Here is a 19,848-nt window from a genome sequence, read left to right on the forward strand (position 1 = left end):
AGATATGAGAATTTTTAAATTCGGTGGTGCATCAGTAAAAGATGCGGCCGGTGTAAAAAACGTTTTCGACGTTTTGCAAAAAGTAGGTTATGAAGAAGTTTTATTGGTGATTTCCGCGATGGGAAAAACGACCAATGCTTTGGAGGTGGTGATTAAGAATTATTTCGATAAATCACCTCAATTGAATGCTTCTGTTCAGGAAATCAAGAAATACCACAATGAAATTCTTCTCGATTTGTTCGAAAATGAAGAACATGAAGTTTTTCTGGATGTTCGTGACCATTTTGCCGATTTAGAATATTTCTTACGCAGTAACAAATCTCCTAATTATAATTTTGTCTATGACCAGATTGTGAGTTACGGAGAAATTATCTCTACAACCATTGTAAGTCACTACATGAGTTACAAAGGCATTCAAACAGAATGGATAGATGTTCGTAACTATATTAAAACAGATAATACCTATCGAGATGCTAATGTGAATTGGGAAACCACTCAAAAGGCGATTTCAAAAATTGCTAAAAAGAAATCACTTTTCGTTACGCAAGGTTTCGTTGGAGCCGATGAAAATGGGTTTACAACAACATTAGGACGCGAAGGATCAGATTATACCGCGGCGATTTTTGCGTATTGTCTTAATGCTGAAAGTGTAACAATCTGGAAAGATGTGCCTGGTGTAATGAATGCCGATCCTCGTTATTTTGAAAATGCCACGCTATTGCACCAAATTTCGTATCGAGAAGCTATAGAATTGGCTTTTTATGGCGCGAGTGTGATTCATCCTAAAACCTTGCAACCTTTACAAAGAAAAGAAATACCATTGTTTGTAAAGTCATTTATCAATCCGTTATTGCCCGGAACAAGTGTTTCCAAAGGAAAAGACTTAGAGCCTAAACTACCTTGCTTTATTGTTAAAAAAGACCAATTGTTGTTGTCTTTATCTTCAATTGATTTCTCTTTTATAATGGAAGAAAATATCAGTGAGATTTTTGCTTTATTACATCAATACAAGATTAAAGTAAGCTTAATTCAGAATTCGGCAATTAGTTTTTCGGTTTGCGTAGAAGATAAATTTGGCAATTTTAAAGAATTGGTCAAAGTGCTTTCTAAAAAATTCAAAGTGTCCTACAATGAAAATGTTTCCTTGTATACAATTCGTCATTTTGATGATAACGCGATGAAAATGGTAGAAAAAAATAAAACGGTTTTATTGCGACAAATGAGCCGTGAAACCTTACAAGTGGTAACAAAAGAATAATTTAATATTTTAATTCTTTACAATAACCAACGGAATATTGGTGTTCTCTCTTTTTTAAAATTGTCTTCTCTGTAAAGTTTAAAACACTTTCTTCGAGATGATTTTGGAGATATCATCACAATTCGGTTGGTTATTTTTTTATAAAAGAGAATACTTGTTTCTTGATAGTTTTAGTTGATAGAAAGCGTTGAAACCTATTTCCTTAGTCAATTGAAATTCAGCATAGCATTTTTAACTGAATTACAATATCTTTGACAGATTGGAGTTTTTGCTATATGTCTAAAAAACGTATTTTTTATTTGGTTTTTATCGTTTGTTTTTTCTCGCTAAAGAGTTGGGCACAAGGAACTCCGTACCAATTCAAAAAAATCCTTGCCACTCGTGATACCATTCAAATTGATAGCGTAAGTATTAATCAGAGTTTTTTTAAATTACTAAATTCCCAAGGTGAAGCAATCGATACCAGTTATTATAAGGTCGATTTTCAAAAGAGTATTTTAGTTTTTACAAAAGGATTCAAACCACAAGATTCGCTAACGGTAAGATATCTGAAATTCCCCGATTTTATAACACGAGAATATACTATTTATGACAAAAGCCGGGTTGTGAGTAATGATAACGGCTTGACAAAATTGTATAGAATCTCCAATCAGTCTACTAAGAAATTTATTCCTTTTGATGGTTTAAATACTTCTGGGAGTATTTCACGCGGCATTACGGTAGGAAACAATCAAAATGCTTCGGTCAATTCTAATTTAGATTTGCAAATTACCGGTAAATTATCCGATAAGGTTTCGCTCAGAGCTTCAATTCAAGATAGTAATATTCCTCTACAAGAAGGCGGTTATTCACAACGATTGGATGAGTTTGATCAGATTTTCATCGAATTGTTTTCAGACCAATGGAATATTCGAGCAGGGGACTTATTTCTTGAAAATCGAAAATCAAAGTTTCTGAATTTTTCTAAAAAAGTACAAGGAATAGCTTCCCACAACACGTTTGGTTTCCCAGAAAAGAAGACCGAAGTGTATGCCTCTGCTGCTTTAGTCCGCGGGCAATATGCTAAAAGTACTTTTGTGGGTCAGGAGGGAAATCAGGGGCCTTATAAATTAAAAGGACCCAACGGAGAGTTGTATATCTTGGTGATTTCTGGGTCGGAACGGGTTTATGTGAATGGAATTTTACTTCAAAGAGGAGAAAATAACGACTACACGATCGATTATAATGCCGGAGAAGTGGTGTTTACGTCTTTGTATCCAATAACTTCCGAAATGCGAATCACAGTGGAATACCAATATTCGGATCGGAATTATACTCGTTTTGTGACCTATGCGGGTGTTAATCATGAACAGGAAAAATGGAGTTTGGCAGGTTATGTGTATTCCGAAAACGACGTTAAAAACCAACCTGTTCAGCAAGATTTATCAACGGAACAAGCGATGATTTTAGCCAATGCCGGCGATGATATTACCTTAATGAGTGCGCCCTCTGCTGCAGAAGAACCTTATTCGGAAAATAAGATTTTGTACAAAAAAACGAATAATAATGGAGTTGAGATTTACGAGTATTCAACAGATTCCAATGAGGTATTGTACAACGTAAAATTTAGTTTGGTAGGAAATCAACAAGGGAATTACGTATTAAAAAATACCATAACTAACGGCCGTGTTTTTGAATATGTTGCGCCAATTAACGGTGTTCCGCAAGGTAATTATGAGCCTGTGATTCGGTTAGTGGCTCCAACCAAGATTCAAATAGCGACTATTCTCGGCAAATACAATCCTAGCGAAAAAACCAATTGGGATTTTGAAGTAGCCGTTAGTAATAATGATAAAAACTTGTTCTCGGAGTTAGATGACTTCAATAATAAAGGATTGGCGGGAAAAATCAACTTCAAACAACGATTATGGACTAAAAAGTGGACAACAGATCTCTTTGGGAATTATCAATTCATCCAGAAAAAATTCAAACCCATTGAGCGATTGTTTACTGTGGAGTTTGATCGGGATTGGAATTTACAAAATCCTTCGGGCAATCAAAATTTGGCTACAGTGGGATTACTTTTTTCCTTGGGGAATCGGTCTCTTTGGAAATATCAGTTTGAAAAGTTAGATTTCTCAGAAACTTTTTCAGGTAGCAGAAATATTTTAAATGGATTTTACCAATCTAAAAATTGGTTTCTTTCGAATGAAGGAAGTATTATGAATGCCGAATCCAATCAATCTTCTTCTCGATTCTTACGAAATCAAATTCTTACCAAATGGCATTTTAAAAAGAATTGGATAGGAGGAAGTGTAAGGGCAGAAGACAATAGAGAGAAGAACAAAATTACTAATCAGTTATCTAGTTTGAGTCAAAAGTTTACCGAGTTGGGCGCTTTTGTAGGAAGAGGCGATTCAACGAAGGTATATGCAGAAATTGGTTATTTACACAGAGTGAACGATAGTTTGCAGTCCGGCAGGCTACAAAGAGTAAACACGTCTAAGTCTTACTACATCAAATCGAAACTGATTCAAACTGACCAAAGAGATCTCTCCTTATTTGTGACCTATCGTAATTTGAAGTTTAAAAATGGTCGCGAAGAAGAACCTTCACTCAATTCTAGAATATTGTATAATGATCGTTTTTTTAATCAATTTATTCAGATTTCCACGGCATACGAAACCACCTCAGGAACAATTCCACAACAAGAATTTACCTTTTTAGAGGTCGAAGCCGGACGAGGAATTTATGCTTGGAATGATTATAATAATAACGGAATTCAGGAAATTCAAGAGTTCGAAGTTGCTTTGTTCCCTGATCAAGCAAAGTATGTCAAAATCTTTTTACCTAATCAGATTTTTGTTAAAACCCATCAAAATAAATTTTCTCAATCCGTGTTGCTTAATCCTATTCAATGGCAGAATAAAAAAGGAGTTAAAAAATTCTTGTCTCGTTTTTACAATCAAACATCGTATGTTATTGAGCGCAAGATCAGGCGACAAGGAAATCAATTCGATTTGAATCCTTTTTCTAAAGAAAACGAAGGCTTTTTGGGTTTTAATTCGAATTTTAGAAACAGTTTGTTCTTCAATAGAGGAAAACAACATCATTCTGTAACTTATACTTTCATTGCCAATAAATTAAATAGTTTTCAGTCTTCAGGAATACAAAAGTCTGAAAACAGTTCGCATCAAGTACAATACTTGCATTTGCTCAAGAAGTCATGGTTATTTTCTGTTTCAGGAAAATCTTTTGAGACTGGAAATAATTCCGAAAATTATGTTACTAGAAATTTTAAGATCAAAGGAAGTCAGTTCGAGCCTAAAATATCGTATTTGTTTAATAAAAACGCTAGTTTAGATGTGTTTTACGAGTATAAGAACAAAACCAATCAACTAAACAATTTCGAAACCTTAAAGCAAAACAGATTTGGGACATCTTTTAACCTCGCATTAGAAAAAAAGCTGACGGTTAATGGTGAAATTTCAATGGTAAATAATCTTTTTTCAGGCAATGAATTTTCACCCGTAGGATTTCAAATGTTGGAAGGGTTGCAATCAGGAAAAAATACGACTTGGAGATTGCTCTTGCAGAAGAATTTAACACAGTTTCTGGATATTAATATCAATTACCAAGGACGAAAAAGCGAAACTATTACAGCAATTCACACTGGAAACATTCAGTTGCGTGCTTATTTTTAACACAAAATATGTTTTTTGCCTAAAAATCAGTAACTTTAGACTACAATCTTAATAAACAAGAAAATGAAAAAGTTATTAGTATTATGTGGAGTATTACTTTTGTCAACTACTCTTTTTGCACAAGAAACAGAAACGGAGACTAAATCAAAAAAGGTAAAGGAGAAAACAGAAAAAACCAAAGAGGCAACCAAAGAAAAAAAAGAGGCAACCAAAGAAAAAGCAGAAGCTACCAAAGAGAAAGCAAAAAAGGACAAAGCTAAAAAAGAAGCCGAAGTAAAAGAGAAAGCAAACAAAGCTTCAGAAACTGGTAAAGCAAAATCGACTGCAGGAAAAACAAAAGCTGCAGCAAACAAAGCAGATGCTAAGGTAAAAGAGGAGGCCGAAGAAGCCAAAACGAGAGCAAAAAAATCAGCGGTTAAAAAAGAACGAGAAACAAGAGAGAAAGCAGATCCTAATACCAAGGACAAAGTCGTTGGAAAATACAACGATAAAAAAGTATTTGAAGGTCCAAGAGGTGGTAAGTATTACATTAACAAGAATGGCAATAAAACGTACATTGATGATGATCAAGTAAAATAATCAAGCTTTTTTTTAGACAAAATGCCCGAATAATACTCGGGTGTTTTTTGTTTAAAAGTAGTGGAACCATCAAAAAAAGTGACGAGGCAGTACGTTAGGCAAAATATTATGAATAAAAATAGTTTAAAAAGATGTTGAAAATTGGTCATCGCGGAGCAAAAGGACATGTGGCAGAAAATACCATTGAGTCATTTCTGAAAGCGTTTGAACTCGGTGCCGACGGAATTGAACTCGACATACATCTCTCTGCTGATCAAGAAGCGATAGTCATTCACGATGAAACAGTAGACAGAACCATAAAAAATGCTGCTGGTTTTGTGAGAGAGTTTTCTGTTGCAGAATGCCAGAAGTTAGGAATACCAACTCTGGTTGAGGTTTTTCATATCTTACCTGAACATGCTTTTTTAAACATAGAAATTAAAACCCCGGAAGCGACTCAAATCGTCGTAGAAGAAATTGAAAAATTTGTCCGGTTACAAGAAATAAAAATTCAAAATATTGTTGTTTCTAGTTTCGATTGGGAAACCCTTAAAAGAATCAAATCCATAAATCCCGAGATACGATTAGGCGTTTTAACTGAATCAAATTTAGAAGCAGCTTTTGTTTTTGCCCAAGAATTAAATGCTTTCAGTATTAATCCTTATTTTAAGTTGCTTACCAAAGATTTTGTTCAAAAAGCGCAACAAAAGGGATTCCAAATTCACACGTGGACAGTAAATTCGCTAGAAGATATTACCTTTGTCAAGAATTTAGGCATAGATGCTATAATTTCTGATTTCCCTGATAGATTATGATTTCAAATTACGATGTAGTGATTGTGGGTGGTGGCGCCGCTGGATTTTTTACCGCTATTAATATTGCTGAACAAGCACCAAAAATGAAGATAGCTATCCTCGAAAGAGGAAAAGAGGTGCTTTCTAAAGTTCGAATCTCTGGTGGTGGTCGTTGTAATGTAACTCATGCTTGTTTTGTGCCTAACGATTTGGTTAAGTTTTACCCAAGAGGAGAAAAAGAACTCAAAGGACCGTTTCATCAGTTTTGCTCTGGCGATACAATTGAATGGTTTGAAAAACATGGTGTAACACTAAAAATTGAAGAAGACGGTCGTATGTTCCCCATAACCGATTCTTCACAAACTATTATCGATTGTTTCCTCAATGCTACTCAAAAATTAGGAATAGCTGTTTTAACAGGACAAAGCGTTCAATCGGTTTTTAAAGGCGAAAATTATTGGAAAGTAGAAACCAATCAACAGTCATTCAAATGTGAAAAATTGGTCATGACCACGGGGAGTAATCCTAAAATTTGGGAAATGCTTCAGGAATTCGGTCATACCATTATTGCGCCAGTACCTTCTTTATTTACTTTCAATATTAAAGACAATCGAATCAATGATTTAATGGGAGTTTCGGCAGTGGCTTCAGTAAAAGTGAAAGATACGAAACTGAAAGCTTCTGGCCCTTTGTTAATTACACATTGGGGAATGAGTGGCCCCGGAATCTTGAGACTTTCCGCTTGGGGAGCCAGAGAATTGGCAACCAAAAATTATCAGTTTACGTTACAAGTTAATTGGCTCAATGATTTAGATTTTGATACCGTTTTGGAAGATCTAAAAACAATCAAAGAGGAGAATAGTAGAAAAATTGTTTCTAAATTTTGCCCTTTTGATTTCCCGAAACGATTGTGGGAAAGTTTATTGTTGGCTTCTGGAATCAGTTTAGAGACTAAGTGGGCCGATGTTTCTAAAAAACAACTCACAGAATTGGTACAGCAACTTACCAAAGGTCAGTTTCAGGTAAATGGTAAAAGCACCTTTAAAGAAGAGTTTGTTACGGCGGGAGGTATCGATTTAAAAGAAATCAATTTTAAAACCATGGAAAGTAAACAGCACCAAAATCTGTATTTCGCTGGAGAAATTTTAAATATTGATGCCATTACCGGAGGTTTTAATTTTCAAAATGCTTGGACAGGAGGGTTCATCATAGCCCAACACATTACCTCTGAAAGTTAATTGTTTTTAACGGTTCAAATACCAAATGCTACCGTTTAAAATTGTGGCAAAACTGACCCAAGCCAAATAAGGAATGAGTAATTTGCTCGCAAGGCCATCTATTTTACGGAACGATTTGATAGCTTCGTAGATTACTAACCAAAGCAAAATAATTTCGATAAAGGCCAATAGCGGATTTTTTAAGCCAAAAAACAATAGAGACCAAAGGGCATTAAGCAGTAATTGAAAAACAAAAACTTGAAGGGCATTTTTCACTTCGGCATTATTTTTCTGGTATTTCGACCAGACTATTCCCAAAGCAATTCCCATCAGGATGTACAAGGAAGACCAAACTGGAGCAAACAACCAGTTCGGAGGGTTGAAAAATGGTTTTTCTAAAGTAGAATACCAATTCGTAATCGCGGAACGCGTAATAAAACTAGATAAATATCCTACCGAAAGACAGGCTACTACGGCTATGACCGTTTTGGTCCAATTAATATTTTTCAAATTTTAAATTTCTTTAATTTGTTTAAGTGTAAATTTAAAACTTTCCACAACAAAAAAAGTATCTTTGTCCAAATTTTAATTCTATGATTTCTGAAAAGGATTTTATTGCTTCTGATTATTCCAATGTGGTTGAAAAGGGAAGTTTTCAATGGAGTGCGCCCAGTAATATTGCTTTAGTAAAATATTGGGGTAAAAAAGAAAACCAAATTCCTGCGAATCCTTCTGTTAGTTTTACGTTGAATCATTGTAAAACCATTACACAATTAGGATTTGATAAAAAACAAAATGATGGCGTTTTTTCCTTCGATTTGTTGTTTGAAGGTCAACCCAAAGAAGATTTTAAACCTAAGATTCAGAAATTTTTCGAACGAATTTTTGAATATTGCCCGTATTTGAAAGATTTTCATTTTACGATAGATACCAGAAATACTTTTCCACACAGTTCCGGGATTGCTTCTTCCGCTTCTGGAATGGCTGCTTTAGCCATGAATATCATGAGTTTGGAAAAAGCCTTGAATCCAACAATGACCGATGAATATTTCCATCAAAAAGCATCTTTTTTAGCCAGATTGGGCTCGGGAAGTGCTTGCCGAAGTATAAAGGGACAAGTGGTGGTTTGGGGAAATCATGCAGAAATTAACGGAAGTTCCAATTTATTTGGTGTCGAATTCCCTTCGGTTCTTCATGAGAATTTTAAAAACTATCAAGATACCGTTTTGTTAGTTGATAAGGGAGAGAAACAAGTTTCGAGTACGGTAGGGCATGACTTGATGCACAATCATCCCTTTGCGGAAAGACGATTTGAGCAGGCGCATACGAACCTTTCTAAAATAAAATCAGTTTTAGCATCTGGTGATCTTGAAGCATTTATTAAGATTGTAGAAAGTGAAGCTTTGACCTTACATGCTATGATGATGACTTCGATGCCGTATTTTATCTTGATGAAACCTAATACGCTAGAGATTATTAATAAAATATGGAACTTTAGAAACGAAACGCAAATTCCGGTTTGTTTTACCCTAGATGCTGGGGCTAATGTGCATGTTTTGTATCCTGAAAATAGCAAGGAAATAATTTTACAATTTATTAAGAACGAATTAGTTGGCTATTGTCAAAATGGTCAGTACATTTGTGATCAAATTGGTGTTGGCGCACAAGCTATTTAATTTGTATATTTATAAAATTAATTAATCGACTATTATCGTATGAAAGGACCTCTATTCTACTCAAAAATCCTACTTTTCGGAGAGTATGGAATCATTAAGGATTCTAAAGGTTTAGCTATTCCTTATAGTTTTTACAATGGCGCTCTGAAAATTGAAGAAAACCCTTCAGCAGATGCTATTAAATCTAACGATAGTTTGAAACGATTTGCAGCATATTTAGAAACATTGCAATCAGAACAACCGGAGTTGGTTACTTTCAATATAGAAGCGTTAAAAGCCGATGTAAATAGAGGAATGTATTTCGATTCTAGTATTCCTCAAGGTTACGGAGTAGGAAGTAGTGGTGCCTTGGTAGCGGCAATATATGATAAGTATGCAGATAATAAAATTACGGTTTTAGAAAATCTTACTCGCGAAAAACTATTGCAATTGAAAGCGATTTTTTCTCAAATGGAATCTTTCTTTCATGGTAAAAGTTCTGGTTTAGATCCGCTAAATAGTTATTTGAGTATTCCAATTTTAATCAATTCTAAAAATAATATTGAAGCTACGGGAATTCCGACACAAAGTACCAATGGTAAAGGAGCGGTATTTTTGTTAGATTCAGGTATCGTAGGCGAAACAGCTCCTATGGTGAATATTTTTATGGAAAACCTGAAAGAAGCAGGATTCCGTAAAATGTTGAAATCACAATTTATCAAATACACCGATGCTTGTATAGAAAATTTCCTTCATGGAGACGTGAAATCATTATTCTCGAATACGAAGAAATTGTCAAAAGTGGTTTTAAATAACTTTAAACCCATGATTCCAGAACAGTTTCATCAGGTTTGGCAAAACGGAATTGATACCAACGACTACTACCTAAAATTATGCGGCTCTGGTGGTGGAGGTTATATATTAGGTTTTACAGAGGATTTTGAAAAAGCTAAAAAATCGTTAAAAGACTATAAACTGGAGGTAGTATATCAGTTTTAATGTTTTATTTTGAGAAAGTTTAACCGCTTTCAAACTTTAAATAGCCATGATGTTCACAAGAAAAACAAAATTATTACTGATGAAAATTTTCAGTTTGTTTTCTGTAGTTCGAGGCTATAATATTCTAATTATTGTCATAGCGCAATATTTATCTTCAATTTTTATACTTGCCCCCGAAAGAAGAGCTCTAGATGTAATTCTAGATTGGCGCCTATTTATTTTGGTTATTGCTTCCACTTTAACCATTGCTTCGGGTTATATCATTAATAATTTCTACGATTCGGAAAAAGATCTGATCAATCGTCCTAATAAATCTATGTTAGATCGATTGGTGAGTCAGCAAACGAAGCTTAAGGTATATTTTGGTCTCAACTTTCTTGCGGCTGTTTTGGCGTTAATTATCTCATTTCGCGCGGCGATGTTTTTTGCCGTTTACATCTTTTTGATTTGGTTTTATTCTCATAAACTTAAAAAATATCCCATCATAGGAAATTTGACCGCTTCATTTTTGGCAGTTTTACCTTTTTTTGGAATTTTATTGTATTTCAAAAATTTCTATCACGTAATTTTTGCTCACGCCACCTTTCTTTTTCTGTTGATTTTAATTCGTGAAATGATTAAAGATTTAGAAAACATCAAAGGAGATGTGGCTAATAATTATCAGACGATTCCGGTGCGTTATGGAGAAAAAACTTCTAAAAAAGTCATAACGGTACTCACCATTTCAACAATCATTCCGGTGTATATTTTGATTGAAAAATTCGATGTGGGTTATATGGATGTTTACTTTTATGTAGCATTTTTGGCGCTCATCGCTTTTCTGGCTAAACTATGGCAGTCTAATTTGCATTCAGACTATGTGCATCTTCACAATGTACTCAAAGTGCTTATTGTTTCAGGAGTTTTCTGCATAGTACTCATTAACCCAATGGTTTTGGTTCATGGTAGGGCTATTTTAAGAATTTGAACTTAAATCCAAAATCTACACGCTAAATCTAAAATCTGTCCTATCTTTGCAAAAATATTTTTAAAATGAACAACGGTAGAGGAAACAGTAAACGCAATACAGCAGGAAAATCAAATTCGGGAGGTAAAAGACCTAATGCTGCGGCAAAAGCAGGTTTCAAAAAAAATCAAGATAAATCAGGTTTTTCTAAACCAAAACCTATTTTTGATAAACCCAAAAAAGCAGTAAAAACTGAAAAGTCTGAAGATATTCGTTTAAATAAATACATTTCCAATTCTGGGGTTTGTTCCCGCCGTGATGCCGATATTTACATTCAATCGGGTAATGTTAAAGTAAACGGTGAAGTTGTAACCGAAATGGGATACAAGGTGAAACCGGGTGATGTGGTGAACTTTGATGGAAGTGTAATTACGCCTGAGAAAAAAGAATATGTTCTTTTAAATAAACCAAAAGGCTTTACAACCTCTAAAGACGAAGAGACCAGCGCCAATAATGTTTTGGATTTAGTACGTAACGCTACCAAGGCTAAGTTGCAACCTGTGGGACGTATGGATAAGACCACAACAGGTTTGTTGCTTTTTACGAACGATACGGATATGATCCGAAAGTTTACAGAGCCGAACCAACGTTCATCAAAGGTGTATCAAGTTTCTATTGACCGAAATTTGAAATTTGAAGATTTAGAAAAAATCCAATCGGGGATTACGATAGACAATCATAAAATTTATGTTGAAGAGATTTCGTATGTAGAAAATGCACCGAAATCCGAAATAGGCATAAAGATGAAAACCAGTAATGTAAAAGTGGTACGTAATATTTTTGAGCACCTTGGCTACAATGTGTTAAAAGTGGATCGTGTTGTTTTTGCTGGTTTGACCAAAAAAAATATAGGACGCGGTTATTGGCGTTTCCTAACAGAACAAGAAGTGATTAATTTGAAAAATAGTTAATCAAAAAAATTTCTAGCAAAAGGGCTGTATCAAACAATCGATACAGCCCTTTTTGTTTCGTTTTAAGGAAGAATTATTCTAATTGAAAGCGTTCGCATAAAAAAAACTATAATGGTTTAATAAAGCTTTAATGCGATTGGATGTTATTTGGTGGTTGAATGGAATCTAAATGTAGAATATGAAATGAATTTTCTGAGAGGTCTACTTTGTAACTTAGATTTAGTTCTAAAACAAAAAACCCTCAAAAACGTAGTGTTTTCAAGGGTTGTAAGTGGTACCTCCAGGAATCGAACCAGGGACACACGGATTTTCAGTCCGTTGCTCTACCAACTGAGCTAAGGTACCTTTCGGTTGCTTTCGTTAAGCGTGTATTGCTTGTTGATTGCGGGTGCAAATATAGAACCATTTTTCATTTATCCAAAACATTTTTTTAAAAAAATCTATTTGTACCTTAGCCTCGTTAATATTTAGAGGTATGATTTTAGCTATCGATGTCGGGAATACAAGAATCAAAAGTGCTGTAATTGAGAAAAATACAATTATTGAAACGGCTTTTTTTTCGTATTCAGAGTTTCAAAATTCAATTGAAAAAATTTTAAAAAAAAATATAGAAGTTGAGGTTTTAGTAGTGGCTTCGGTCGGAAAATTAGAAAAAACGGCTTTCGAAATTTTTTCAGATAGGGTGAAAATATACTATATCGATCGAAAAAAACCGTTTCCATTCAGTAATCAGTATGCAACTCCCGATACTTTGGGAATAGATAGAGCTGTTTTGGCTTCGGGTTCGGTTTTGAAATATCCGAATCAAAATCGATTAGTGATTGATGTTGGAACTTGCGTGACGTATGATTTTATAGACGATCAAGATGTGTATTATGGTGGAGCTATTTCGCCCGGTTTGCGTTTACGATATGAATCGATGCATCATTTCACAGCAAAGTTGCCCTTGTTGCAGCCACAAGAACCTACGGCTGTTATCGGAAACTCTACACAAGAGTCGATGCATTCCGGGGTTGTGAATGGATTAACATTTGAGATCGACGGTTATATAGAGGCTTTAAAGGCTCAAAAAGAAAACTTTATCATAATTTTAACGGGCGGTGATGCTAATTTTTTGGCTAAACGATTAAAAAATACCATATTTGCCAATTCAAATTTTCTTTTGGAGAGTTTGGGTAATTTATATCAATATCAAATCAACAATGATTAAGAAAATAATTCTAGGAAGTGCTTTCCTTTTTTCATTACATACTTTTGCTCAGGAAGGAACCGCTTCGCCTTATTCTTTTTATGGTTTAGGTGAAACCAAATTTAATGGAACAATAGAGAATAAATCGATGGGGGGAATGTCGGTTATCAATGATAGTTTGCGTATCAACTTACAAAATCCAGCCGATTTAACTTCTTTAAAACTAACAGGTTTTGCTGTTGGAGGAAGTTTTGTAGCTACCAAATTAAAAACAGATCAAGATACCGAAAAAGCGCAAAGAACCACTTTTGATTATTTAGCTATGGCTTTTCCGGTTAGTAGTAAAATGGCATTTAGTTTAGGATTGATGCCTTATTCGTCTGTTGGATACAAAATCATAAATATTACAAACGATGAGGGAACGCGTTTCAACGGTGTTGGAAATATCAATAAGTTTTTTGTTGGCGCGGGTTATCAGATTAATAAAAATTTCAGTATTGGTGCTGATGTGTCGTACAATTTTGGTAGAACAGAGAAAAGTGCTTTGTATTTAAGATCGGATATCCAATACGGTACAAGAGAACAAAATATTGCAACAATCAATGGTTTGGCCTTTAAAACAGGTTTGACGTATAAGGCTAAGATCAATAAATACGATTTTACAACCGGTTTAATCTTTGCTCCAGGATCTGTTTTAAAATCAGACAACACCAGAAATATTGCTAAAATAACGTACACTTCTTCTGGTTCAGAAATTGTATGGGAAGTGAATGATGTTGAAATACCAAATTCAGAAATACGTTTACCTTCTAAATTTACGTTAGGTTCGGGTTTTGGTTTGGATAAAAAATGGTTCGTTGGTGCAGAAGCTACTTTGTCAAGTAAAGGAAATTACGGAGATAACTATGCAGGTGCCGAATATGAAAAAGCGACTAAGTTTGCTTTTGGAGGATATTACATTCCAAAATATAATTCTTTCTCTAGTTATTTCGACCGTGTTTCTTACAGAGCTGGTTTAAGATATGAAAATACAGGCTTGGTACTGAAATCGGAATCTATTAAAGATAGAGCGCTTACCTTGGGATTAGGATTGCCTTTGTATGGTTCTACTTTGAACGTAGGTATGGAGATGGGAAAAAGAGGAACGACTAATGCTGGATTGATCCAGGAAAACTACATGGGTTTTTCAGTTGGTTTGTCGTTTAATGACAGATGGTTTGTTAAACGTAGATTCGATTAATTCGTGAAATTATTTTTCAATATACAAAATCAAAAAAAGGTGCTGTTGTTGATTGCAACAACACTTTTTTTAGTTTCGTGTGAAAGCAATTTTAAAGAAGTACAAAAAATTAATATTACCGAATTAAATCCGGTAGGTGAAGCGCAGGATTTTAATTTAAAATATACTGATTCGGGCAAAATCAAAGCGGTTTTAGAATCACCACAAATGCTTGATTATTCCCATCTCGAATTTCCGTTTACCGAATTCCCTAAAGGAGTCAATGTGACAATCTATGACGATATGGGGAATAAGAACTTCGTGACCTCTAATTATGCCGTATCTTACTCAGGATCCAATATTATAGAGTTACAAGGAAATGTGGTTATTACAACTTACGATGGTAAAAAATTAGAAACAGAGCAGTTGTATTATGACCAGAAAAATGAGTGGTTTTTTACCCAAAAGCCTTACCGTTTCATCGATAGAGGAAGTGTTATCAACGGTGTTGGGATAGATTTTAGTAAAGATTTCAAAGATTTAGATACACAACAAATAAAAGGAACTTATAGTCTTTAAATACAAACAAAATGAATTATTTAAAATACACACAATACGCGTATCTTGTAGCGGGCGCTTTGTTTTTGGCAGATGGATTTATTAAGTTAGGAGATAGTACGCAAAATCCTTACCTCAGTTTTGCTTTTGGAGCAGCGGCTGTAGGGATGTTCTTTTTTCGTAGAAAATTTGCTAAAAAATTCGAAGACAGAAATAAGAATCAATAAAAAATTAAACTTTCTATTAAAATAAAAGCGAACATCTTTTATTATTTCGTAGATAATTGTATTTTCGCCCACTGAATAAAAAAACAATATAATATAATGGCAGTTTTATCTAAAATTAGACAACGTTCATTACTGGTAATCGCTATTGTGGGGTTATCTCTATTTGCATTCATTATTGGTGCTTTAATCGAAAATGGAGGTTTTGGTACGGGTTCTAGAAACGCAGGTACTATTAATGGAGTTGATATTCCTTTTGAAGACTTTAGAGTTAAAGTAGACAATGCTCAAAAGAGTCAACAAGGAGTTTCTTTGATGCAAGCTACAAATGGAGTTTGGGAACAAGAGGTAAGAAGAGTATTGTTAGAAAACCAATTTGAAAAATTAGGATTGCGTTTAGGAGACGATCAGTTGATTAAAGTGATTGAAGATGATCCGCAATTTGCTCAATTTAAAGGACCAAACGGTAAATTTGATAAGGCAGGTTTCAATGAAATGGTAGCTTCTTTCAAACAATCACCAGAAAGATGGCAACAATGGTTAAACTACGAAAAATCGTTATCTCAATTTGCTACAGAGCAAATGTACAATACGATTGTTAAAGCAGGTTTCTACACTACTCAAGCGGAAGGAAAATTCAACTATGAGTTAGAGAACAACAAAGTAACTTTCGATTTAGTATCAGTTCCTTATTCTACTATTGATGATAAAAAAGTAGAATTAACAGATGAGGAAGTAATTGCTTACATGAAAAAGAACGAGAAAAAATACAAAGCAGAAGAATCTCGTGAGTTAGAGTTTGTATTAATTGAAGATAAACCATCTGCTGAAGATGAAAAAGCAATTAAAGATAAAATATCTTCTTTATTAAACGCTTCTGTGGTTTACAATGCTGCAACGGGTAAAAACGATACTGTAGCTGGTTTCCGCAACACTAATAATGTAATTGAATTTGTTAACGCTAATTCAGATATCAAATACGATTCAACGTATATTGCTAAAAAAGATTTGCCTTTAGAGCATGCTGAAGCACTTTTCAACAGTGCGCCAGGAGCTATCTATGGACCATATGTTTTTGGAGATTACTATTGTATTTCAAAATCTATGGGTAAAAAATCAGGAATCAATGCTAAAGCTAGTCATATCTTAATCTCTTACAAAGGATCTGCAGGACCACAATCTAACAGAACTAAAGAAGAGGCACAAGCTAAAGCGAATGAATTATTAAAAGAAGCACAAGCTAACCCAGGTTCTTTTGCCATGTTAGCATTTACAAATTCTGATGATACTTCTAAACAACAAGGTGGGGATTTAGGTTATTTTTCAAAAGGACAAATGACTAAAAACTTCGAGAACTTTGTTTTCGGTAATCCGGTAGGTAAAATTGGTTTAGTTGAAACAGAATTTGGTTTCCACATTATCAACGTAACCGACAAACAAGACGGTATCCGTTTAGCAACGATTGCTCAAAGAATTGTAGCTTCTGAAGCTACTAGCGATGCAAGTTTTACTAAAGCAACGCAATTTGAGATCTTAGCTAACGAAAAAGATTTTGCAACTGCTGCAAAAGAAAGTAAATTAACAATTGCACCAGCCGCTAAAGTATTAGCTATGGATGAAAATGTTCAAGGTGTTGGACCTCAAAGAGAAATTGTTCGTTGGGCTTTTGACGCAAAAGAAGGTGATGTTAAACGTTTCAATACTTCAGCGGGTCACGTTGTAGCACGTCTGAAAAAAGTAAATGAAAAAGGTTTAATGCCAGTTGAAGATGCAAAAAGCATGTTTGGTTATAAACTTAGAAATGAGAAGAAAGCTAAATTAATTGAAGAGAAAATGTCTGGTGCTACACTAGAGGCTGTTTCAAAAGCAACAGGTTCTCCAGTTAAAGAAGCTAAAGATATTACAGCTGCTGGTTCATTCATTGAATCTATAGGTCCAGAGCCAAAAGTGGTAGGTACAGCATTCTCTTTAAAACAAGGAGTTGTTTCAAAAACAATCGCTGGAAACTCAGGAGTTTTCAAAATCAAAGTAAAATCAGCTTCTAAAGCACCTGCTGCTAAAGATTACAAAGAAGTAGTATCTAGAGTAGCTGCGCAAGCAAAAGGTTCTGCTGCAGGAAGAGTATATGGAACATTAAGACAAAACGCTGATATCAAAGATAACAGAGCAGAGTTTAATTAATCGAACATAAAAATATAATATAAGAAAGCCGGGTAATCCCGGCTTTTTTGTGCTATTATATAAATGATTATGGTAAGTCTTTTTTACAAAATCATTTCTTCGTAAGGAATTACAGTGGAGTAACCTTTGCTTTTAAAATAGTCAGTAGGATTTTCTTTGGAGACTGCTAATATGAAATCACCTCCCCAGGCACCTAAACTTTTTATTGTGCCGTTAAAATCGTGAAAAAGCGCTTCTTTTATTGTTTGAGTTTCCAGTAGGTTACTCATTTCAATTTCATGTTTTTGTAAGGCAAGCGCAAACGTATTTACATCTTTTGCAGAGACAACCTCATTGGTAAGAGAATTAATAACAGGGATAGTTTTATACAAATCTCCACGTCTGTTAAAATAGTTGGCTATGGCTTCTTTACTATTTTGTTTTTTGTTTAGGTATACAAAATAAATCGTATTAGTGAATTTTGGATGAAATACCACTGGCGTCACCACCGGCTGTTCCTCTACCAACTGATAGATAATAGGAGTGCAATGTTGTGCACAGGCAATATCGTAGCCGCTTCCTCCGAAACTGTTTTTAAGCAGTGTAAAAGCGTTAATTTCCAGCCACTGTGCAATGTTGTTAATTAACGTAGAAGAAGTTCCTAATCCCCAAAACTTAGGAAAGGTTAATGTTGTAGTAATCGTATAACCGTCTTTTTTTTCTAGAAATTTTGGGTTGAGTAATAAAGCATGATGCAAGATTTCAACAAGCGTTGATTTTATTTTGTCTCCTTCAAAAGATTGTTTGTTTCGTATCGCTTCAAAAGTGATCGTAGATTCAAACCAAATGGATCCATCACTATCATAGCTTTTCCAATCTATTTGTTGGTTTTGACCGTTTTCTACTATTAAGTTTTGACCAAATCTGGTGGGTAGGGCAAAAGCTTTGGCACCATCGAGAACCACATATTCACCGGTAATTAATAGTTTGCCGTTACTGTAAAAGGTTTGTTTCATGATGTAAGAAAGATGTTTTCTGCCTAGCTTCGTAAACTTTCCAAATAATCTACAACAGCACTGTGTGAAACCGTATTTTTTTCAAAGTGTTTAATTACCTTTTTGCGCTCTTCCTGATTTGCTTGAAATTGATTTAAAATATTCATCAGGTGCATTTTCATGTGGCCTTGTTGTATACCTGTGGTTGTCAAACTGCGTAAGGCCGCAAAGTTTTGTGCCAAACCAGCCACAGCAACAATTTGCATTAATTCTTGCGCCGAAGGTTTTCCTAGCATTTCTAATGCAATTTTTACCATAGGATGTAAACTAGTTAAACCTCCTACGGTTCCAAGGGCCAAGGGAACTTCCATCCAAAATCTAAAAATACCGTCTTTAATTTCTGCATGCGATAAACTAGCATATTGTCCTTCTCGCGAGGCATAAGCATGTACACCGGCTTCAACAGCTCTAAAATCATTTCCAGTAGCCAATACCACAGCGTCAATTCCGTTCATGATACCTTTATTATGGGTCACTGCTCTATAAGGTTCTATTTCTGCAATACGAACCGCTTGCACGAATTTTTCAGCAAATTCTTGAGGGTTTTCGATGTGTTTTTCGGCTAAGTCTTCTATTTTGCACGAAACTTCGGCACGAACCAAACAATTTGGAACATAATTGGAAAGAATACTCATCACCACAACGATATTTTTTTCATCTGTAGTAAATTCTTCAAAATCTAGCGCCTCATTTTTTAAAGTCTTGGCAAATTGTTCTAGACAAGAATTAATGAAATTAGCACCCATCGAATCTTTTGTCTCGAAGGTAGCATGAAGTTGGTAGTAATTTTCTAAAGCACTGGTTTTATCTCTTAATTCTATATCTAATATTCCACCACCTCGTTTCTGCATATTTTTTGTAATGCTTTCTGTTTCGGTGAAAAATTTAGGTTTAATTTGTTTGAAAAAAGTTTCTAATTTTAATTTATCGCCCTTGTAGATAAAATGCACCTGACCAATTTTTTCGGTATTGATAATAGTTGCTTTAAATCCACCTCGACTTCCCCAATATTTAGCGGCTTTACTAGCTGCAGCCACCACACTGCTTTCCTCTACAGCAAATGGAATGGTGTAGTCTTTGCCATTGATAGTAAAATTGGGAGCTACTCCTAGTGGTAGATAAAAATTAGTAATGGTATTTTCGATGAATTCATCGTGTAATTTCTGTAAATCAGTATCTTGATTCCAATATTTTTTAATGGTAGAGATTGCTTCTTCAGCATTTGAAAAATAGGTAGAAGCGATCCAATTAATTTTTTCTTCTTTAGTTAATTTTGAAAAGCCGGAAATGGTTTTGGTCATGGTATTCTAAAATTAGGAATTACAAAGATAAAACTAGTGTATGAATTTTATTCCATGTATT

At 34.6% G+C, this 19,848-nt stretch carries 17 protein-coding genes and 1 tRNA gene; 14 read left to right on the plus strand and 4 right to left on the minus strand.

From position 1 onward, the window contains the following. Positions 1–4: 4 nt before the first annotated feature. The 5 genes from NAT50_RS08015 to NAT50_RS08035 all read left to right on the plus strand — a co-directional run bounded on the left by NAT50_RS08015 (position 5) and on the right by NAT50_RS08035 (position 7,531). Positions 5–1,258: an aspartate kinase gene (locus NAT50_RS08015; protein WP_250592717.1), complete on the plus strand. Its 1,254-nt coding sequence runs from the start codon at positions 5–7 to the stop codon at positions 1,256–1,258. Positions 1,259–1,533: 275 nt separating this feature from the next. After that, complete coding sequence (locus tag NAT50_RS08020) at positions 1,534–4,941, plus strand: hypothetical protein (RefSeq protein WP_250592718.1); 3,408 nt, start codon at positions 1,534–1,536, stop codon at positions 4,939–4,941. A 63-nt stretch (positions 4,942–5,004) separates the two neighbouring features. Next, complete coding sequence (locus tag NAT50_RS08025) at positions 5,005–5,520, plus strand: hypothetical protein (RefSeq protein ID WP_250592719.1); 516 nt, start codon at positions 5,005–5,007, stop codon at positions 5,518–5,520. Positions 5,521–5,651: 131 nt separating this feature from the next. Further along, on the plus strand, positions 5,652–6,314 hold the full coding sequence (locus NAT50_RS08030) for a glycerophosphodiester phosphodiesterase (protein ID WP_250592720.1): 663 nt from the start codon (positions 5,652–5,654) through the stop codon (positions 6,312–6,314). Beyond that, complete coding sequence (locus NAT50_RS08035) at positions 6,311–7,531, plus strand: BaiN/RdsA family NAD(P)/FAD-dependent oxidoreductase (RefSeq protein WP_250592721.1); 1,221 nt, start codon at positions 6,311–6,313, stop codon at positions 7,529–7,531. The genes NAT50_RS08030 and NAT50_RS08035 overlap by 4 nt, the downstream gene beginning before the upstream one ends. A 6-nt stretch (positions 7,532–7,537) precedes the next feature. On the opposite strand, the gene NAT50_RS08040 is transcribed toward NAT50_RS08035, so the two are convergent. Continuing rightward, entirely contained in the window at positions 7,538–8,020 is a 483-nt protein-coding gene (locus NAT50_RS08040; protein WP_262918629.1) for a TspO/MBR family protein, read from the minus strand. A gap of 83 nt (positions 8,021–8,103) precedes the next feature. On the opposite strand from NAT50_RS08040, the gene NAT50_RS08045 reads away from it, so the two are divergent. The 4 genes from NAT50_RS08045 to NAT50_RS08060 all read left to right on the plus strand — a co-directional run bounded on the left by NAT50_RS08045 (position 8,104) and on the right by NAT50_RS08060 (position 12,081). Then, positions 8,104–9,186, plus strand: coding sequence for a diphosphomevalonate/mevalonate 3,5-bisphosphate decarboxylase family protein (locus NAT50_RS08045; RefSeq protein WP_250592723.1), 1,083 nt, complete (start codon positions 8,104–8,106; stop codon positions 9,184–9,186). A gap of 39 nt (positions 9,187–9,225) precedes the next feature. Beyond that, positions 9,226–10,164: a mevalonate kinase family protein gene (locus tag NAT50_RS08050; RefSeq protein ID WP_250592725.1), complete on the plus strand. Its 939-nt coding sequence runs from the start codon at positions 9,226–9,228 to the stop codon at positions 10,162–10,164. 49 nt (positions 10,165–10,213) lie between these two features. Further along, the gene (locus NAT50_RS08055) at positions 10,214–11,131 is read left to right on the plus strand and encodes a geranylgeranylglycerol-phosphate geranylgeranyltransferase (RefSeq protein WP_250592866.1); all 918 of its coding nucleotides are present in this window, start codon (positions 10,214–10,216) and stop codon (positions 11,129–11,131) included. A 65-nt stretch (positions 11,132–11,196) separates the two neighbouring features. Next, the gene (locus NAT50_RS08060) at positions 11,197–12,081 is read left to right on the plus strand and encodes a pseudouridine synthase (protein WP_250592726.1); all 885 of its coding nucleotides are present in this window, start codon (positions 11,197–11,199) and stop codon (positions 12,079–12,081) included. Positions 12,082–12,353: 272 nt separating this feature from the next. Here NAT50_RS08060 and NAT50_RS08065 read toward each other — a convergent pair. After that, a tRNA-Phe gene (locus NAT50_RS08065) sits at positions 12,354–12,426 on the minus strand. Between the two features lie 130 nt (positions 12,427–12,556). On the opposite strand from NAT50_RS08065, the gene NAT50_RS08070 reads away from it, so the two are divergent. From NAT50_RS08070 to NAT50_RS08090, 5 genes are all read left to right on the plus strand, one after another. Then, a complete protein-coding gene (locus NAT50_RS08070; protein WP_250592727.1) occupies positions 12,557–13,291 on the plus strand; it encodes a type III pantothenate kinase in 735 nt (244 codons plus the stop codon). Further along, a complete protein-coding gene (locus tag NAT50_RS08075; RefSeq protein WP_250592729.1) occupies positions 13,284–14,510 on the plus strand; it encodes an outer membrane protein transport protein in 1,227 nt (408 codons plus the stop codon). The genes NAT50_RS08070 and NAT50_RS08075 overlap by 8 nt, the downstream gene beginning before the upstream one ends. Positions 14,511–14,549: 39 nt before the next feature. Further along, positions 14,550–15,068, plus strand: a complete 519-nt coding sequence (gene lptC, locus NAT50_RS08080) for an LPS export ABC transporter periplasmic protein LptC (RefSeq protein WP_317236678.1) — start codon at positions 14,550–14,552, stop codon at positions 15,066–15,068. Between the two features lie 11 nt (positions 15,069–15,079). Further along, on the plus strand, positions 15,080–15,274 hold the full coding sequence (locus tag NAT50_RS08085) for a hypothetical protein (protein ID WP_250592732.1): 195 nt from the start codon (positions 15,080–15,082) through the stop codon (positions 15,272–15,274). A gap of 96 nt (positions 15,275–15,370) precedes the next feature. Next, positions 15,371–17,452 (plus strand): peptidylprolyl isomerase, encoded by a 2,082-nt coding sequence (locus NAT50_RS08090; protein WP_250592734.1) that lies wholly within the window; start codon positions 15,371–15,373, stop codon positions 17,450–17,452. Between the two features lie 83 nt (positions 17,453–17,535). Here the strand turns inward: NAT50_RS08090 and NAT50_RS08095 are convergent, their stop codons facing one another. Continuing rightward, the gene (locus tag NAT50_RS08095) at positions 17,536–18,447 is read right to left on the minus strand and encodes a GYDIA family GHMP kinase (protein WP_250592736.1); all 912 of its coding nucleotides are present in this window, start codon (positions 18,445–18,447) and stop codon (positions 17,536–17,538) included. 23 nt (positions 18,448–18,470) lie between these two features. Further along, positions 18,471–19,787, minus strand: coding sequence for a hydroxymethylglutaryl-CoA reductase, degradative (locus tag NAT50_RS08100; RefSeq protein WP_250592738.1), 1,317 nt, complete (start codon positions 19,785–19,787; stop codon positions 18,471–18,473). Between the last annotated feature and the right edge of the window lie 61 nt (positions 19,788–19,848).

Origin of the sequence: Flavobacterium luminosum, from assembly GCF_023635005.1 — a bacterium.
Lineage (GTDB): Bacteria > Bacteroidota > Bacteroidia > Flavobacteriales > Flavobacteriaceae > Flavobacterium > Flavobacterium luminosum.

Bases quoted from the DNA above. Each gene is read 5' to 3' on its own strand.
- NAT50_RS08050 (WP_250592725.1), top strand. From the start codon at position 9,226: ATGAAAGGACCTCTATTCTACTCAAAAATCCTACTTTTCGGAGAGTAT.
- NAT50_RS08025 (WP_250592719.1), top strand. From the start codon at position 5,005: ATGAAAAAGTTATTAGTATTATGTGGAGTATTACTTTTGTCAACTACT.
- NAT50_RS08085 (WP_250592732.1), top strand. From the start codon at position 15,080: ATGAATTATTTAAAATACACACAATACGCGTATCTTGTAGCGGGCGCT.
- NAT50_RS08015 (WP_250592717.1), top strand. From the start codon at position 5: ATGAGAATTTTTAAATTCGGTGGTGCATCAGTAAAAGATGCGGCCGGT.
- NAT50_RS08030 (WP_250592720.1), top strand. From the start codon at position 5,652: ATGTTGAAAATTGGTCATCGCGGAGCAAAAGGACATGTGGCAGAAAAT.
- NAT50_RS08060 (WP_250592726.1), top strand. From the start codon at position 11,197: ATGAACAACGGTAGAGGAAACAGTAAACGCAATACAGCAGGAAAATCA.
- NAT50_RS08095 (WP_250592736.1), bottom strand. From the start codon at position 18,447: ATGAAACAAACCTTTTACAGTAACGGCAAACTATTAATTACCGGTGAA.
- NAT50_RS08020 (WP_250592718.1), top strand. From the start codon at position 1,534: ATGTCTAAAAAACGTATTTTTTATTTGGTTTTTATCGTTTGTTTTTTC.
- NAT50_RS08070 (WP_250592727.1), top strand. From the start codon at position 12,557: ATGATTTTAGCTATCGATGTCGGGAATACAAGAATCAAAAGTGCTGTA.
- NAT50_RS08090 (WP_250592734.1), top strand. From the start codon at position 15,371: ATGGCAGTTTTATCTAAAATTAGACAACGTTCATTACTGGTAATCGCT.
- NAT50_RS08075 (WP_250592729.1), top strand. From the start codon at position 13,284: ATGATTAAGAAAATAATTCTAGGAAGTGCTTTCCTTTTTTCATTACAT.
- NAT50_RS08100 (WP_250592738.1), bottom strand. From the start codon at position 19,787: ATGACCAAAACCATTTCCGGCTTTTCAAAATTAACTAAAGAAGAAAAA.
- NAT50_RS08055 (WP_250592866.1), top strand. From the start codon at position 10,214: ATGTTCACAAGAAAAACAAAATTATTACTGATGAAAATTTTCAGTTTG.
- NAT50_RS08035 (WP_250592721.1), top strand. From the start codon at position 6,311: ATGATTTCAAATTACGATGTAGTGATTGTGGGTGGTGGCGCCGCTGGA.
- NAT50_RS08045 (WP_250592723.1), top strand. From the start codon at position 8,104: ATGATTTCTGAAAAGGATTTTATTGCTTCTGATTATTCCAATGTGGTT.